Annotated in this window: 15 protein-coding genes; 3 read left to right on the top strand and 12 right to left on the bottom strand. The window is 57.5% G+C overall.

The genetic code is table 11. The features are described from left to right. Nucleotides 1–87 precede the first annotated feature (87 nt). The 5 genes from sspB to zapE form a co-directional block, all read right to left on the bottom strand. Nucleotides 88–585: a ClpXP protease specificity-enhancing factor gene (gene sspB, locus ABLV66_RS02565; RefSeq protein WP_045394985.1), complete on the bottom strand. Its 498-nt coding sequence runs from the start codon at nucleotides 583–585 to the stop codon at nucleotides 88–90. 3 nt (nucleotides 586–588) lie between these two features. Beyond that, complete coding sequence (gene sspA / locus ABLV66_RS02560) at nucleotides 589–1227, bottom strand: stringent starvation protein SspA (RefSeq protein WP_015369483.1); 639 nt, start codon at nucleotides 1225–1227, stop codon at nucleotides 589–591. A gap of 309 nt (nucleotides 1228–1536) precedes the next feature. Further along, the gene (gene rpsI / locus ABLV66_RS02555) at nucleotides 1537–1929 is read right to left on the bottom strand and encodes a 30S ribosomal protein S9 (protein ID WP_000829818.1); all 393 of its coding nucleotides are present in this window, start codon (nucleotides 1927–1929) and stop codon (nucleotides 1537–1539) included. Between the two features lie 15 nt (nucleotides 1930–1944). Further along, nucleotides 1945–2373: a 50S ribosomal protein L13 gene (rplM, locus tag ABLV66_RS02550; protein ID WP_002918559.1), complete on the bottom strand. Its 429-nt coding sequence runs from the start codon at nucleotides 2371–2373 to the stop codon at nucleotides 1945–1947. A gap of 247 nt (nucleotides 2374–2620) precedes the next feature. Beyond that, nucleotides 2621–3751 (bottom strand): cell division protein ZapE, encoded by a 1131-nt coding sequence (gene zapE, locus ABLV66_RS02545; protein WP_047077786.1) that lies wholly within the window; start codon nucleotides 3749–3751, stop codon nucleotides 2621–2623. A 190-nt stretch (nucleotides 3752–3941) separates the two neighbouring features. Between zapE and zapG the strand changes: the two genes are divergently transcribed. From zapG to degS, 3 genes are all read left to right on the top strand, one after another. After that, nucleotides 3942–4340, top strand: a complete 399-nt coding sequence (zapG, locus tag ABLV66_RS02540; RefSeq protein WP_015369480.1) for a Z-ring associated protein ZapG — start codon at nucleotides 3942–3944, stop codon at nucleotides 4338–4340. Between the two features lie 173 nt (nucleotides 4341–4513). Further along, nucleotides 4514–5881, top strand: coding sequence for a serine endoprotease DegQ (degQ, locus tag ABLV66_RS02535; RefSeq protein ID WP_348876257.1), 1368 nt, complete (start codon nucleotides 4514–4516; stop codon nucleotides 5879–5881). Nucleotides 5882–5968: 87 nt separating this feature from the next. Beyond that, nucleotides 5969–7027 carry an outer membrane-stress sensor serine endopeptidase DegS gene (degS, locus tag ABLV66_RS02530; protein WP_015703614.1) on the top strand — a complete coding sequence of 353 codons (1059 nt, stop codon included), beginning with the start codon at nucleotides 5969–5971 and terminating at the stop codon, nucleotides 7025–7027. 29 nt (nucleotides 7028–7056) lie between these two features. Here the strand turns inward: degS and ABLV66_RS02525 are convergent, their stop codons facing one another. From ABLV66_RS02525 to ABLV66_RS02495, 7 genes are all read right to left on the bottom strand, one after another. Beyond that, entirely contained in the window at nucleotides 7057–7755 is a 699-nt protein-coding gene (locus tag ABLV66_RS02525) for a hypothetical protein (protein ID WP_348876258.1), read from the bottom strand. Nucleotides 7756–8034: 279 nt separating this feature from the next. Then, entirely contained in the window at nucleotides 8035–9339 is a 1305-nt protein-coding gene (locus ABLV66_RS02520; RefSeq protein ID WP_512173810.1) for an oxaloacetate decarboxylase subunit beta, read from the bottom strand. A gap of 15 nt (nucleotides 9340–9354) precedes the next feature. Beyond that, complete coding sequence (gene oadA, locus ABLV66_RS02515; RefSeq protein ID WP_165430612.1) at nucleotides 9355–11127, bottom strand: sodium-extruding oxaloacetate decarboxylase subunit alpha; 1773 nt, start codon at nucleotides 11125–11127, stop codon at nucleotides 9355–9357. Between the two features lie 15 nt (nucleotides 11128–11142). Further along, the gene (locus ABLV66_RS02510) at nucleotides 11143–11391 is read right to left on the bottom strand and encodes an oxaloacetate decarboxylase subunit gamma (protein WP_045398376.1); all 249 of its coding nucleotides are present in this window, start codon (nucleotides 11389–11391) and stop codon (nucleotides 11143–11145) included. Between the two features lie 140 nt (nucleotides 11392–11531). Next, nucleotides 11532–12149, bottom strand: coding sequence for a L(+)-tartrate dehydratase subunit beta (gene ttdB, locus ABLV66_RS02505; protein WP_015703618.1), 618 nt, complete (start codon nucleotides 12147–12149; stop codon nucleotides 11532–11534). Continuing rightward, entirely contained in the window at nucleotides 12149–13048 is a 900-nt protein-coding gene (gene ttdA, locus ABLV66_RS02500) for a L(+)-tartrate dehydratase subunit alpha (RefSeq protein ID WP_045397212.1), read from the bottom strand. Before ttdA ends, ttdB begins: the two co-directional genes overlap by 1 nt. Before the next feature lie 32 nt (nucleotides 13049–13080). Further along, nucleotides 13081–14349 carry an SLC13 family permease gene (locus ABLV66_RS02495; RefSeq protein WP_047047149.1) on the bottom strand — a complete coding sequence of 423 codons (1269 nt, stop codon included), beginning with the start codon at nucleotides 14347–14349 and terminating at the stop codon, nucleotides 13081–13083. Between the last annotated feature and the right edge of the window lie 194 nt (nucleotides 14350–14543).

Genomic DNA, 14543 nt, shown 5'->3' with positions numbered 1-14543 from the left:
CAGTACCAGTGGCGAGACGCGTGATGTGTGGCGGGGTTAACAAAGCAGGCAGGCAAAAAAAACAGGCCCCGGAGGGCCTGTCAGGAATTACTTCACAACGCGCAGCGCCGGACGACCACCGCGCGGCGGCGGTGGCGTGTCGTCAGGATCGTCATCGTGATTATCCGGCTTATCGCCATCAATCACCGACATCACCGTTTCGTTTTCGCTCTCAGGCGCGACGTCATCATCGTTGAGGCTGCTGACATCTTCGTCATAGGCCGCTTCAGGTTCAAACATCGTTCCTGCGCCGTTCTCACGGGCATAGATAGCGAGTACCGCAGCCAGCGGCACGGAAACGTTGCGCGGTACGCCGCCGAAGCGGGCGTTAAAGCGCACTTCGTCATTCGCCAGTTCCAGATTGCCCACCGCACGCGGCGCAATATTCAGAACGATTTGGCCGTCGCGAGCGTACTCCATCGGCACGAGAACGCCTGGAAGCGTCACATCGACGACCAGGTGCGGAGTCAGCTGGTTATCCAGCAGCCACTCATAGAACGCCCGCAGCAGGTACGGGCGACGCGGCGTCAGCTGTGATACATCCATTATTTAGCCCCGGCCGAGGCGCATTTCACGCTCGGCTTCAGTTAAAGAAGCGAGGAAAGAATCACGTTCGAAGACGCGAGTCATATAGCCCTTAAGCTCTTTCGCGCCAGCACCCACCAGTTCTACGCCGAGAACCGGCAAACGCCACAGCAGCGGAGCCAGGTAGCAATCGACCAGGCTGAACTCATCGCTCAGGAAGTAAGGCTTCTGAGTAAAGACCGGCGCAATCGCCTGCAGTTCTTCACGCAGCTGCTTACGAGCGGCATCAGCCTGGGCCGCGGTACCGGTCTGGATGGTATTCATCAGCGAATACCAGTCTTTCTCGATACGTTGCATGTACAGACGGCTTTCACCACGCGCCACCGGGTAAACCGGCATTAGCGGCGGATGCGGGAAACGCTCATCCAGGTATTCCATAATGATGCGGGATTCCCACAGAGTGAGCTCACGATCCACCAGCGTCGGGACGCTTTGATTCGGGTTGAGGTCAATCAGATCCTGAGGCGGGTTATCCTTCTCCACGTGCTCTATCTCAAAACTGACACCTTTTTCGGCCAGCACGATGCGGACCTGATGGCTATAGATGTCAGTAGGACCAGAAAACAGCGTCATTACCGAACGTTTGTTGGCAGCGACAGCCATGAAAACCTCCAGGTATATTCAGAATTTTTACTGCTGCCGACCACGCATGGCCAGCCAGATGTATAAACCCCATTCGCACGGCGACGATATGTTCATTGATTAACTAAAAAATGAACAACCACCAGCATTTGGGCAGAAAATTGGATGATAGTTTACCAGATTTTGCGGACGTTGTGGTGAGGGTATTCTGGAAATGCTGAAAAAGTGGTAAGAACAGGCCATTTCTTTGTGGATAACAGCCGTTTTATCCATAAAAAAACCCGCCGGAGCGGGTTTTTTCGCAAATTGTTCTGCGTGAGCAGAAAACAATTAACGTTTGGAGAACTGCGGACGACGACGTGCTTTACGCAGACCGACTTTCTTACGTTCAACCTGACGAGCGTCACGAGTAACGAAGCCAGCTTTACGCAGTTCAGAACGCAGGGACTCGTCGTACTCCATCAGAGCGCGGGTGATACCGTGACGGATCGCACCAGCCTGACCAGAGATACCACCACCTTTAACAGTGATGTACAGATCCAGTTTCTCAACCATGTCGACCAGTTCCAGCGGCTGACGAACTACCATGCGGGCAGTTTCACGACCGAAGTACTGTTCCAGCGAACGCTGGTTGATTACGATTTTGCCGTTGCCCGGTTTGATGAAAACGCGAGCTGCGGAACTTTTGCGGCGACCAGTGCCGTAGTATTGATTTTCAGCCATTGCCTATAATCCCGATTAGATGTCAAGAACTTGCGGTTGCTGTGCCGCGTGGTTGTGCTCGTTACCAGCGTAAACTTTCAGTTTACGGTACATAGCACGACCCAGCGGGCCTTTTGGCAGCATGCCTTTAACCGCGATTTCAATCACACGCTCAGGACGGCGGGCAATCATCTCTTCAAAGGTCGCTTCTTTGATACCACCGATGTGGCCGGTGTGGTGGTAGTACATTTTGTCTTCGCGCTTGTTGCCGGTTACAGCAACTTTTTCTGCGTTCAGAACGATGATGTAATCACCAGTATCAACGTGCGGAGTGTATTCCGCTTTGTGCTTACCGCGCAGGCGACGAGCCAGTTCAGTAGCCAGACGGCCCAGAGTTTTACCGGTCGCGTCAACAACATACCAGTCGCGTTTTACGGTTTCTGGTTTAGCTGTAAAAGTTTTCATTAAAAGCTTACCCAAATAAATAAGTTACACGTTGGTGAACACCCAAACGTTTAGTCAGTTGAGGTTCACACGACAAAGTCCGGCAAACCTACCCCTTCGAATAGCCTATGCCAGCACATAGAAGATTTCGGGAAAAAAAACCTTCTCGTAACGTGGGGTCGCAAGATTATAGAGAAGTAGGGGCCAAAGATCGACCCCTTTATGTGATTTGCAGCAGGTTTTTCTCAACCTGAGAAGAAGGCTGGATTCAGGGCATGTGCGGCTGCTTCAGATACTCTTCACTTTGCATTTCCTGCAGGCGCGATAAACAGCGCTGGAACTCAAACTTCAGGCGTTCGCCCTGATAGATCTCATACAGCGGTACCGCCGCGCTGACCACCAGCTTCACATGGCGTTCGTAGAATTCATCCACCAGCGCGATAAAGCGCCGCGCTTCGCTCTCGAGCTGCGTCGTCATCACCGGCACATCGTACAACATCACGGTATGGAACAGGCGTGACAGCGCGATGTAATCGTGCTGGCTGCGCGCATCTACGCACAGCGTGTCGAACGACGCTGCCAGGGTCTGGTTTTCCACGCCCAACGTCGGCAGCGGCCGGTGGTTAATTTCCAGCGTCGGCATCTGCTCGCGTTTGCCCCCCGCCAGCGCCAGCCAGAGTTTATCCATTTGCTGGCTGGTCTCGGCATTGAGCGGCGACAGCCACAGATGCGCCTGGGTTAAAGTGCGCAGGCGGTAATCAATCCCCGCATCGACGTTCATAATGTCGCAATGCTGTTTGATGGCGTCTATCGCCGGCAGGAAACGCGCGCGTTGCAGACCATTGCGGTAGAGTTCGTCCGGCGGGATGTTCGAGGTAGCGACCAGCGTAATCCCCCGCGAGAACAGCGCTTTCATTAAGCCGCCGAGCAGCATGGCATCGGTGATGTCGGAGACAAAAAACTCGTCGAAGCACAACACATCGGTTTGCGCTTTAAAGCGGTCGGCAACGATTTCCAGCGGGTCGCTATGCCCCTGCAGGGTGGTTAACTCTTCGTGCACGCGCAGCATAAAGCGATGGAAATGCAGGCGCTGTTTACGCTCGCCCGGCAGGCTTTGATAGAACATATCCATCAGCCAGGTTTTGCCGCGCCCCACGCCGCCCCACATATACAGGCCGCGTACGGCGGTCGTTTCCGCCGCCGGCTCGCGCTTGCCGAGTAGTTTGCTGAATTTCGCCCGCAGACCGCCGCCCGCGGGCGCTGCGGCTACAGGTTTATCCTGCAGTTCACGATAGATGGTATCGAGTCGGCTGACCGCTTCTCGTTGGACATCGTCTGGTTGATGGCTGCCCTCTTTGAGAGCTAAAAGGTAACGCGATGTTGGGGACAGGCTTTGCATGATCTTATTGTTATTCCTTGAAAACCGTGGCGCCGTGACGCACGATTGACGAAAAAAAGGCGGTTCTACAGTACGCGATGATACGCCAGGATTCCACTTCTGTGGAATTAGCGGTTATAGTGGCACTATCGGGCGCAGGCGGAGAGCCTAACAGCCACCCTACGGAACCACAAAACAACGGGAGATGTTCATGACCTGGGAATACGCGCTAATTGGATTAGTCGTCGGTATCATCATCGGTGCCGTCGCCATGCGTTTTGGTAACCGCAAATTGCGTCAGCAACAAGCGCTGCAGTTCGAACTGGAAAAGAATAAAGCAGAGCTTGAAGAGTATCGCGAAGAGCTGGTCAGCCATTTTGCGCGCAGCGCAGAACTGCTGGACAACATGGCGGATGACTACCGTCAGCTGTATCAGCACATGGCAAAAAGCTCCAGCAGCCTGCTGCCGGACGCCATGGCGGACGCCAATCCGTTCCGCAATCGCCTGGCGGAGTCCGAAGCCAGCAACGATCAGGCGCCGGTCCAGATGCCGCGCGACTACTCTGAAGGCGCATCCGGCCTGCTGCGCGGTGGCGCGAAACGCGACTGATCCCGCTGTCTGCGTAAAAATATTTACCGGGCGCGCCTTCCGCGCCCGTCTTCCCCCTGCATCCCAGCTACAATTTAAGCACGGACCGCATTGTTAGCCGGTCGAAAATTCAATAACATCAAATCATTCGGACGTTTTTTCCATACACCTCAGGTTACGAGAGCCAGCATCTAATGAAGAAACAGACTTTGCTGTTGAGTGCGTTAACGTTAAGCATTGGATTATCGTTGTCGGTCCTGCCTCCGGCGGCGGCATCACTGCCGACCCAGGTTCCAGGCCAGGGCGCGCTGCCGAGCCTCGCGCCGATGCTGGAAAAAGTATTGCCTGCGGTGGTGAGCGTGCAGGTAGAAGGCACCGCCTCGCCGGTGCAGAATATGCCGGAAGAGCTGAAAAAATACTTCGGCGACAACGCGCCGCAAGAGCAGGCGCAGCCGTTTGAAGGCCTCGGTTCAGGGGTGATTATCGACGCCGCCAAAGGCTACGTGCTGACCAACAACCACGTAATAAGCCAGGCGCAGAAAATCAGCATTCAGTTGAACGATGGCCGCGAGTTCGATGCCAAACTGGTAGGCAGCGACGAACAGAGCGATATCGCTCTGCTGCAGGTTTTAAAACCCAGCAATTTAACGCAAATCGCCATCGCGGATTCCGACAAACTGCGCGTCGGCGATTTCGCCGTTGCCGTCGGCAACCCCTTCGGCCTCGGCCAAACCGCCACTTCCGGCATTATCTCCGCGCTGGGCCGTAGCGGCCTTAATCTCGAAGGGCTGGAAAACTTTATTCAAACCGATGCCTCAATTAACCGCGGCAACTCCGGCGGCGCGCTGCTGAATCTCAACGGCGAGCTTATCGGCATTAATACCGCCATTCTGGCGCCGGGCGGCGGCAGCATCGGCATCGGCTTCGCCATCCCGAGCAACATGGCGAAGACACTCGCCGATCAGCTTATTCAATACGGCGAGATTAAACGCGGCCTGCTGGGCATTAAAGGCATGGAAATGAGCGCGGATATCGCTAAAGCGATGAATATCAACGCTCAGCGCGGCGCCTTCGTAAGCGAAGTCCTGGCCAATTCAGGCTCCGCAAAAGCAGGGATTAAATCCGGTGACGTTATCGTCAGCATGAACGGCAAACCGCTAAGCAGCTTCGCCGAGCTGCGTTCGCGTATCGCCACTACCGCCCCTGGCACTAAAGTAAAACTGGGGCTACTGCGCGACGGCAAACCATTGGAGGTCGAAGTCACGCTGGATAAGAGCACTTCTTCCACCGCCAGCGCCGATCTGATTATCCCGGCCCTGCAGGGAGCGGCGCTAAGCGATGGCCAGCTGAAAGACGGCACTAAGGGCGTGACTATCGATAACGTCGATAAAGGCAGCGCGGCGGCGCAGGTTGGCTTGCATAAAGACGATCTGATTATCGGCCTCAACCGCCAGCGCGTGCGTTCCATCGCCGAGCTACGTAAAGTGCTGGAAACCAAACCGGCCGTCATCGCGCTGAATGTGCTGCGCGGTAACGAAAGCATTTATCTGCTGCTACGCTGACGGCTGCTTCCGGACATCGCGCGTCGTGCGATGTCCGGATAAGTCATGCTATGCTGCGCCTGCCCATTAATTAACGATATTCGCATCATGCCAGGAAAGCTTTTACGTTCAGTCCTTATCGGTTTAATCGTCGGCGGCATCCTGCTGGCGGCGATGCCTTCGCTGCGCCAGTGGCAGCTCTCATCGGCGACGCCGAGCGATACCGCTGACGAATCGCCCGCCAGCTATAATGCTGCGGTAAGACGCGCCGCGCCGGCGGTGGTCAACGTCTATAACCGCGCGCTGAACAGCACCAGCCATAACCAGCTGACGCTTGGCTCCGGCGTTATCATGGACCAACGCGGATATATCCTCACCAACAAGCACGTCATCAACGATGCTGACCAGATAATCATTGCGCTGCAGGATGGACGGGTATTCGAAGCCCTGTTAGTCGGTTCCGATACCCTGACCGACCTGGCGGTGCTCAAAATAAACGCCAGCGGCGGCCTGCCGGTCATCCCGATTAACCCGAAACGCGTTCCGCATATCGGCGATGTAGTACTGGCGATAGGCAACCCATATAACCTCGGACAAACCATCACCCAGGGCATCATCAGCGCGACCGGTCGTATCGGCCTGAACCCTACCGGGCGGCAGAATTTCCTGCAAACCGATGCCTCTATCAACCACGGCAACTCCGGCGGCGCGCTGGTCAACTCGCTGGGTGAATTGATGGGTATTAACACCCTGTCGTTTGATAAGAGCAATGACGGCGAAACGCCGGAAGGGATCGGCTTTGCCATCCCGTTCCAGCTGGCGACCAAGATCATGGATAAACTGATCCGCGACGGTCGGGTGATCCGCGGTTACATCGGGATCAGCGGCCGCGAGATCGCGCCAATGCATGCGCAGAGCGGCGGCATGGATCAGATCCAGGGGATCGTCGTGAATGACGTCGCCCCGGATGGCCCGGCGGCGCAGGCTGGGATCCGCGCCAATGACGTGATCATCTCGGTGAATGATAAACCAGCAGTTTCGGCGCTGGAAACCATGGACCAGGTTGCGGAAATTCGCCCGGGTTCAGAAATCCCGGTGGTCATCATGCGCGATGATAAGAAAATCACCCTGCACGTGGCGGTACAGGAATACCCGGCGACAAATTAACGCTTAGCGCTCCTTTACCGGGAGCGCGATTAATCGGCAAACAGCGGTCCGGCCGGGAATCTGGCCAGAAACCCGGTCACCGCCAGTAACGACCACAACGATGGCCAGCGGATCTGCCGCTCCCGCAGTTCATCATCCAGCGTCAGTAACGCGAACTCCCCTCTCTCGCCGAGAACCCCGCCCTGCCACAGCAGCCGTTGCGCCTGCTGCCGCGCCCACGGCGATTCACTCCTCCAGGCCAGCAAATGCAGCAGCGACTGCTGTAAACAAACGCTGTGCGCATGGTTGTCCCGCAGCAATCGTCGATACACCGGCAGCGAGATACTGCGTACGGTGTAGAAACCGCTGCATGATTCACTATCAGCCTGCGCCACGCTGGCGCACATCTTTCCGGCCAGATCGCATAAACGATTATGCGTCAGCGGCTGGCGCAGCGCATCCAGATACCCGGCAGCGGCGCAAAGCAGGCCGCTCCTTTGCCGCTCCTGCGTCAGCGAATCAAGCAACGCCGCTACCGTTTCAGCCTCCCCGCTCTGCGCATGCTGTACACCGGCGTCATAACAACAGACAAAGAAATCATGGCTGCCACGGCCGACCGGCGGGTGCGCCAGCAGATTCAGCGCCGGATGCAGTTGTTCAAGCTCCTCCAGCGACGCCAGGGCGTCATCCACGACCCCCTCTTTTGCCGACGACCGGCTGGCAGGATGTAATACTAGCGTTTCATTCATCAAAGCCTCCTCAGGGAAAATTCCCGGCTCGCGCGGCGCCCGGCCGGGCTACGGGGTCACCGGTCGCCCGGATAAGGCGCCAGCCGCCATCCGGGAACCTCTCCCCGGTGGCGCTGCGCTTACCGGGGTTACAAACCGGAGCGGACCGGTCGCCCGGATAAGGCGCCAGCCGCTATCCGGGAACCTCTCCCCGGTGGCGCTGCGCTTACCGGGGCTACAAACCGGAGCGGACCGGTAGCCCGGATAAGGCGTAAGCCGCCATCCGGGAAGGATGCCGGCCTACATCGCCAGCACGTACTTGAGCATCACCCCGGCGGCGATCGCCGAGCCGATCACCCCGGCCACGTTCGGGCCCATCGCGTGCATCAGCAGGAAGTTCTGCCCGTCCGCTTCCAGACCCACCTTGTTGGACACCCTCGCCGCCATCGGCACCGCCGATACCCCGGCGGAACCAATCAGCGGGTTGATCTTGTGCTTACTGAACACGTTCATCAGCTTCGCCATGATCACCCCGGCGGCGGTGCCCACGCAGAAGGCGATCACGCCCAGCAGCAGGATCCCCAGCGTCTGCGGCTGCAGGAACTTGTCCGCCACCAGCTTGGCCCCCACCGACAGCCCGAGGAAGATGGTGACGATATTGATCAGCGCGTTCTGCACCGTATCGCTCAGACGATCCACCACCCCGCTTTCGCGCATCAGGTTGCCGAAGCAGAACATCCCCAGCAGCGGCGCGGCGTCCGGCAGCAGCAGCAGCGCCACCAGCAGCAACAGCACCGCCGGGAAGAGGATCTTCTCGCGTTTGCTCACCGTACGCAGCTGCACCATGCGGATCTTCCGCTCTTTGTCGCTGGTCAGCGCCTTCATGATCGGCGGCTGGATCAGCGGTACCAGCGCCATGTAGGAGTAGGCGGCCACCGCGATGGCCCCCAGCAGCTCCGGCGCCAGCTTGCTCGACAGGTAGATGGCCGTCGGGCCGTCGGCGCCGCCGATGATGCCGATGGCCGCCGCCTGCGGCAGGGTGAAGGAGATGAAGCCGAAGTAGTTCAGCGTCAGCGCCCCGAGCACGGTGGCGAAGATCCCGAACTGCGCCGCCGCCCCCAGCAGCAGGGTGCGCGGGTTGGCCAGCAGCGGGCCGAAATCGGTCATCGCCCCGACGCCCATAAAGATCACCAGCGGCGCGATACCCGAGCCAATCGCCACCTTATAGAAGATGGCCAGCACCCCGGAGGAGTAGCCCATGTCCACCGCCAGCGTCTCCATCTGCCCCTGCACCGACGGCAGGGCCAGCGCCAGCGCCTCCTTGATGGCGTGGACGTCCGGCGCGCAGTTGAGCTTCGCGGCAATCACCGCCAGCTGGACCGGGTCGTGGTGGGCCAGCAGGTTTTCCAGCGCGCTCAGCGCCAGCCCGGCCTCCGGGATATTGGAGAGCAGGCCGCCGAAGCCAATCGGCAGCAGCAGTAACGGCTCGAACTTTTTCGCAATCGCCAGCCACAGCAGCAGCAGGCTGACCAGCAGCATTACCGCCTGGCCGGCCCCCAGGTGCATCAGCCCCATGCCCTGAATCAGGGCGTTCAGACTTTCCATTTGCGCTCCTCGTCCTTACGCCAGCTGCAGCAGGGTGTCGCCGACCGCCACCGCATCGCCGGATTTCACCGCGATACCGCGTACGGTACCGGCCTGCGCGGCGCGGATTTCGGTTTCCATCTTCATGGCTTCCAGAATCAGCAGCACCTCGCCTTCCGCCACCGCCTGGCCTTCGCTGGCCAGCACCTTCCAGATGGTGCCCGCCAGCGGCGCGGTCACCGGGGTGCCGGTGCCTGCCGGGGCCGGGGCGGCTGCCTGAACCGGTGCGGAAGACGGAGTGGCCGCCGTCAGCTGGCTGACGTCGCCGCCGTCGCTGACTTTGACCACGAAGGCTTTGCCTTCCACTTCCACGGTGTAGACGCCGGAGGCGGCGGCTTTTGCCGGCGCGGCAGATTTTGCTTCTTCCACCTGCGGCACGGGCTCAAAGGCCGCCGGGTTGTGGCGGTTTTCGAGGAACTTCAGGCCGATTTGCGGGAACAGCGCCACGGTGAGCACGTCGTCGATGGCGTTTTCGGCAAGCGTGATGCCCTTCTCCTGCGCCTGGCGTTTCACGTCGGCTTCAAGCTCCGCCAGCTCCGGCTTCAGCAGGTCCGCCGGGCGGCAGGTGACGGCGTCGGCGCCGTCGAGCACCCGCGCCTGCAGGGCGGCGTTAACCGGCGCCGGGGTGTGGCCGTATTCGCCTTTCAGGATACCGGCGGTCTCTTTCGCGATGGTTTTGTAGCGCTCGCCGCCCAGCACGTTAAGCACCGCCTGGGTGCCGACAATCTGCGAGGTCGGGGTCACCAGCGGGATGAAGCCGAGGTCCTCGCGCACACGGGGGATTTCCGCCAGCACCTCATCCAGACGGTGGGCGGCGCTCTGCTGTTTAAGCTGGCCCTCAAGGTTGGTGAGCATCCCGCCCGGCACCTGGGCGACCAGGATACGGCTGTCGGTGCCTTTCAGCTGGCCTTCGAAGGCGTGGTATTTTTTGCGCACCTCGCGGAAGTACGCGGCGATGCTCTCCAGTTTGTGGATATCGAGGCCGGTGTCGTAGCGGGTCCCGGCGAGGGTGGCCACCAGCGCTTCGGTGGCCGGGTGGCCGTAGGTGGCGCTCATCGAGGAGATGGCGGTATCGACGCCGTCGACGCCGGCTTCAATAGCCTTCAGCAGCGCCATCTCCGCCATGCCGGTGGTGGCGTGGCAGTGCAGGTGCAGGGTGACGGCAAAGCGTTTTTTGATTTCGCTGACCAGCTCAAAGGCGGCATGCGGGGTGAGGATACCGGACATGTCCTTGATGGCGATGGAGTCGACGCCGGTCTCCAGCAGCTGTTCGGTGAGGTCGAGCCAGGTCTGCAGGGTGTGTGCCGGGCTGGTGGTGTAGCTGAGTGTGCCCTGGGCGTGGGCGCCGTGGCTGCGCACCGCCTGCAGGGCGGCTTTCATGTTGCGCGGGTCGTTCATGGCATCGAAAACGCGGAACACGTCCATGCCGTTTTTGACGGCGCGCTCGACAAAGCGCTCCACCACGTCGTCGGCGTAGTGGCGGTAGCCGAGCAGGTTCTGGCCGCGGAGCAGCATCTGCAGCGGGGTTTTCGGCATCGCCTTTTTCAGTTCGCGCAGGCGGACCCACGGGTCCTCGCCGAGGAAGCGGATGCAGGCGTCAAAGGTGGCGCCGCCCCAGCATTCCAGCGAGCGGTAGCCGACGTCATCCAGCTGAGCGGCGACGGGGAGCATATCGTCAAGGCGCAGACGGGTGGCGAACAGGGACTGGTGGGCGTCGCGCAGGACGACATCGGTAATGGCAACGGTCATGAATTCCTCCGTGAATTAAGGATTAAGGCGGCGATGGTGGTGAATGGCGGCGACAATCGCCGGTTTTAAGCGGGCGAAGTCGTCGGCGGGCGCGACGGCGGCCGGCGCCGCTTTGGACGCGGCAGGCGGCTCAGGGAACAGACGGGTAACGGCGAGAGACATCCCCCGGATGGCGAAAATGAGCAGCAGCAGGAACGCCAGCACGAAGCCCATGCCAAGAAACATCAGGGTGAAGCCCTCGCCTAACAGCGCAGCATCAGTCATAAAATAGCCTTTGGAGGGGCGCAATAATGGCGTAATGAACCCGCGATAGCAGAGTGGATTTCCCCAGACCACATGGTCAGAAGCCTCTTTATCGCGGAATTTAATTCTCGCCACTACTGCGCAATATATTTAGCCAGGAGTTATTTAATAAAACTTACGTGCTGACAGATCTCATCAGCGACAATCTCTTTGCGCTGATTAAATATCACTTTATTCTGCTCAAACAGGTTATTTCCATGGGTATCGATCGACACAATAAGTGGGCCGAATTCTTTTACCCGGCAAACCCATAAGGTTTCCGGCATACCTAAATCACGCCACTGGGCGTCTTCAATTTCTTCCACACAGACCGCGGCAACCACCGCGCAGCCGGCCGGGAATACGCAGTGCAGCGCTTTATGTTCGGCGCAGCCTTCTTCGGTACCTTTGCCCATGCCGCCTTTACCGACAATGAGTTTCACACCGGTCTTAGCAATAAATTCTTTTTCAAATTTCTCCATACGCATACTGGTGGTTGGTCCAACAGAGACCATTTCAAATTTATCTTCTGTACCTTTAATCGGCCGCACAATTGGCCCGGCATGTAATATCGCGCCGCCGGCAACGTTGACCGGCAATTCGCGACCGCCTTCAATTAAACGACGATGAGCAACATCACGACAGGTAACAATATGACCATTAAGATAAATAATATCGCCCGCTTTAATATCAGCTAAATCTTCATCTTTAATTGGCGTAGTAAGTATTTTTTTAGTCATCAGAAAGCCACTCCTGTGTGAGACGTAATGGTGTAATTCAAATCTTTATCGAAAACGATATGTCCTTTGCGGTGCGACCAGCAGCCGACGTTGACCGCCACGCCAATGGTGGAAGGATGGCGTGCGGTATTTTCGATATTGACGCCCATCACGGAGGTATTGCCGGACATCCCCTGCGGGCCAAGGCCAATTTTATTAATGCCGTCTTCGAGCATTTTCTCCAACGATGCGGCGCGTTCATTCTCATTGCGCGATCCCACCGGACGCATCAGCGCTTTCTTCGACAACAGCGCCGCCGTTTCAACGGAAGTCGCGACGCCAACGCCAACCAACAACGGCGGACAGGCGTTCAGGCCATAGCTGGTCATGACATCCAGCACGAAACGGGTTACGCCTTCGTAACCAGCACCCGGCATCAGCACCATCGCTTTACCCGGCAGCGAGCAGCCGCCGCCGGCCATATAGGTGTAAATACTGCACTGGTCAGAATCAGGGACAATCTCCCAGAATACCGTCGGCGTACCTTTACCCACGTTTTTACCGGTGTTGTATTCGTCAAAGGTCTCAACGCTGTTGTGACGCAGCGGAGAATCCACGGTGGCTTTAATCACCGATTCGCGCAGCAGCGCTTCCAGCTCGCCAATCAGCGGGAAATTAGCGCCGCACTCAACCAAAAACTGAATGACGCCGGTGTCCTGGCAGGAGGGACGATCCAGCTCCTTCGCCAGACGCTGGTTTTCAATCATGGTGGTGAAGATGACGTCAGCCAGCTGGCTGGTCTCTTTCTTATGCAATTCTTTCAGTTTTGCAGTGACGTCATCAGGCAATACTTTGCCGGTATATCCCACGAATTTGGCCATAATATCGGTCATTCGGGATATCTGTTCGCTTTTGCTCATAAAGGCTCCTTAGTCAGAACAGCGTCCGTAAATTACGGGTGAAAAGGGAAAAGAATTGGCAGCAGTACGAGGCTGACAATGGTAGAAACGATAATCAGAGGAAGGCCCGATTTGGCGTAATCGACAAACTTATAGCCGCCTGCCGATAGCACCATCATGTTGGCGGGCATACCGATCGGCGTCGCGTAGGCGCAGGAACTGCCGATTACGGTCGCCATCAGAACCGCTTTCGGATCGGCGCCCATTCCGGCCGCGATCGACAAACTCACCGGTACCAGTAGCGCGACGGTGGCGGTATTGGACATAAAATTGGTCATGATGACGGACAGCGCAAAGACCACCACCATCAACATGAACGGGGAAGAGTTCTGGCCCAGCATGCCGATGACATGATCGGCAACCAGCTTGCCAGCACCGGTCATTTCCAGCGCTTTTGCCAGCGCCAGCGTGCCGCCAAAAATGAAAATAGTCTGTGAATCAATCGCCTTATAGGCCTGCTTTTCCGTCAGCACGCCGGTAAACACCAGTACCAACGCACCGATACAGCCTGCCACCGTCAGGCTAATGCCGGTCTGTTTCTCAAAAATCATGCCGAGGATCGTGGCGATCAGCACCACCAGCGACAGGATCTGTTTCCTGCGCGGAACGTGGCTGTAATCACGCTGTTCGCCGACGCTACCGACTTCACCGCTATTAGCGGTAGCAGGCAGAAATTTATAGCCGATAGTCAGGAAATAGAGGATGCCGCAGAGCAGCATCGGTAAACCCACTTTCGCATACTCAAAGAAGCCAAAGCCGCTACCGATATTCTGCAACGCCGATTGCGCGATCAGGTTGCCGGGCGCGCCAATCAGCGACAGGTTGCCGCCGAGCGCGGCGGCAAATACCAGCGGCATCAGCAGACGCGAGCGGGCAAAACCCGATTTCGCCGCGACGCCAATTACTACCGGGATCAATACCGCCGCCGTACCGGTGTTGGAAAGAAAACCCGACATCACGCCGACGACCACCATGATGGTGAAGATCAGCTGTTTTTCGGTTTTGGCGAAGTGAGTGATCACCCCACCGACTTTATTGGCCATCCCGGTTTCAAATAACGCCCCGCCGACGATAAACATGGCGACAAAAAGAATGACGTTGGAGTCGATAAAACCGGCAAAAGCTTGTTTTAGATCCAACACGCCGGTGAGCACTAACGCCACGCAGACCACCATGGAAGTCACTGCCAAAGGCACCTTCTCCCAGACAAACATGACGATAGCGAACACCAGCAAACATAAGGTGATGGTAATCGGTTCCATATTTATAATTATCCCTATCAATGATATATGATATTGTATCCAATATTGACGAGGGAGAAATTATGCCCATGCAAAAAGTAAGTCAATGCGTTTTTAAACAAAGATCGCGCAGTGCGATCTGCATCAAGATCCTCTGCAGATCGTCACAAGAGATGATTAATAGCGTTGATGAATACGACTAAAACCAACAGGCT

This window comes from Klebsiella sp. CN_Kp073 (genome assembly GCF_040065495.2).
GTDB classification, from domain to species: domain Bacteria; phylum Pseudomonadota; class Gammaproteobacteria; order Enterobacterales; family Enterobacteriaceae; genus Klebsiella; species Klebsiella aerogenes.
The sequence above is the reverse complement of the archived record's forward strand: the minus strand, read 5'-3'. Positions and strand labels throughout refer to the sequence as shown.

Excerpts from the sequence above, each read along its gene's own strand:
- sspB (WP_045394985.1), bottom strand. The coding sequence starts at position 585 with ATGGATGTATCACAGCTGACGCCGCGTCGCCCGTACCTGCTGCGGGCG.
- sspA (WP_015369483.1), bottom strand. The coding sequence starts at position 1,227 with ATGGCTGTCGCTGCCAACAAACGTTCGGTAATGACGCTGTTTTCTGGT.
- rpsI (WP_000829818.1), bottom strand. The coding sequence starts at position 1,929 with ATGGCTGAAAATCAATACTACGGCACTGGTCGCCGCAAAAGTTCCGCA.
- rplM (WP_002918559.1), bottom strand. The coding sequence starts at position 2,373 with ATGAAAACTTTTACAGCTAAACCAGAAACCGTAAAACGCGACTGGTAT.
- zapE (WP_047077786.1), bottom strand. The coding sequence starts at position 3,751 with ATGCAAAGCCTGTCCCCAACATCGCGTTACCTTTTAGCTCTCAAAGAG.
- zapG (WP_015369480.1), top strand. The coding sequence starts at position 3,942 with ATGACCTGGGAATACGCGCTAATTGGATTAGTCGTCGGTATCATCATC.
- degQ (WP_348876257.1), top strand. The coding sequence starts at position 4,514 with ATGAAGAAACAGACTTTGCTGTTGAGTGCGTTAACGTTAAGCATTGGA.
- degS (WP_015703614.1), top strand. The coding sequence starts at position 5,969 with ATGCCAGGAAAGCTTTTACGTTCAGTCCTTATCGGTTTAATCGTCGGC.
- ABLV66_RS02525 (WP_348876258.1), bottom strand. The coding sequence starts at position 7,755 with ATGAATGAAACGCTAGTATTACATCCTGCCAGCCGGTCGTCGGCAAAA.
- ABLV66_RS02520 (WP_512173810.1), bottom strand. The coding sequence starts at position 9,339 with ATGGAAAGTCTGAACGCCCTGATTCAGGGCATGGGGCTGATGCACCTG.
- oadA (WP_165430612.1), bottom strand. The coding sequence starts at position 11,127 with ATGACCGTTGCCATTACCGATGTCGTCCTGCGCGACGCCCACCAGTCC.
- ABLV66_RS02510 (WP_045398376.1), bottom strand. The coding sequence starts at position 11,391 with ATGACTGATGCTGCGCTGTTAGGCGAGGGCTTCACCCTGATGTTTCTT.
- ttdB (WP_015703618.1), bottom strand. The coding sequence starts at position 12,149 with ATGACTAAAAAAATACTTACTACGCCAATTAAAGATGAAGATTTAGCT.
- ttdA (WP_045397212.1), bottom strand. The coding sequence starts at position 13,048 with ATGAGCAAAAGCGAACAGATATCCCGAATGACCGATATTATGGCCAAA.
- ABLV66_RS02495 (WP_047047149.1), bottom strand. The coding sequence starts at position 14,349 with ATGGAACCGATTACCATCACCTTATGTTTGCTGGTGTTCGCTATCGTC.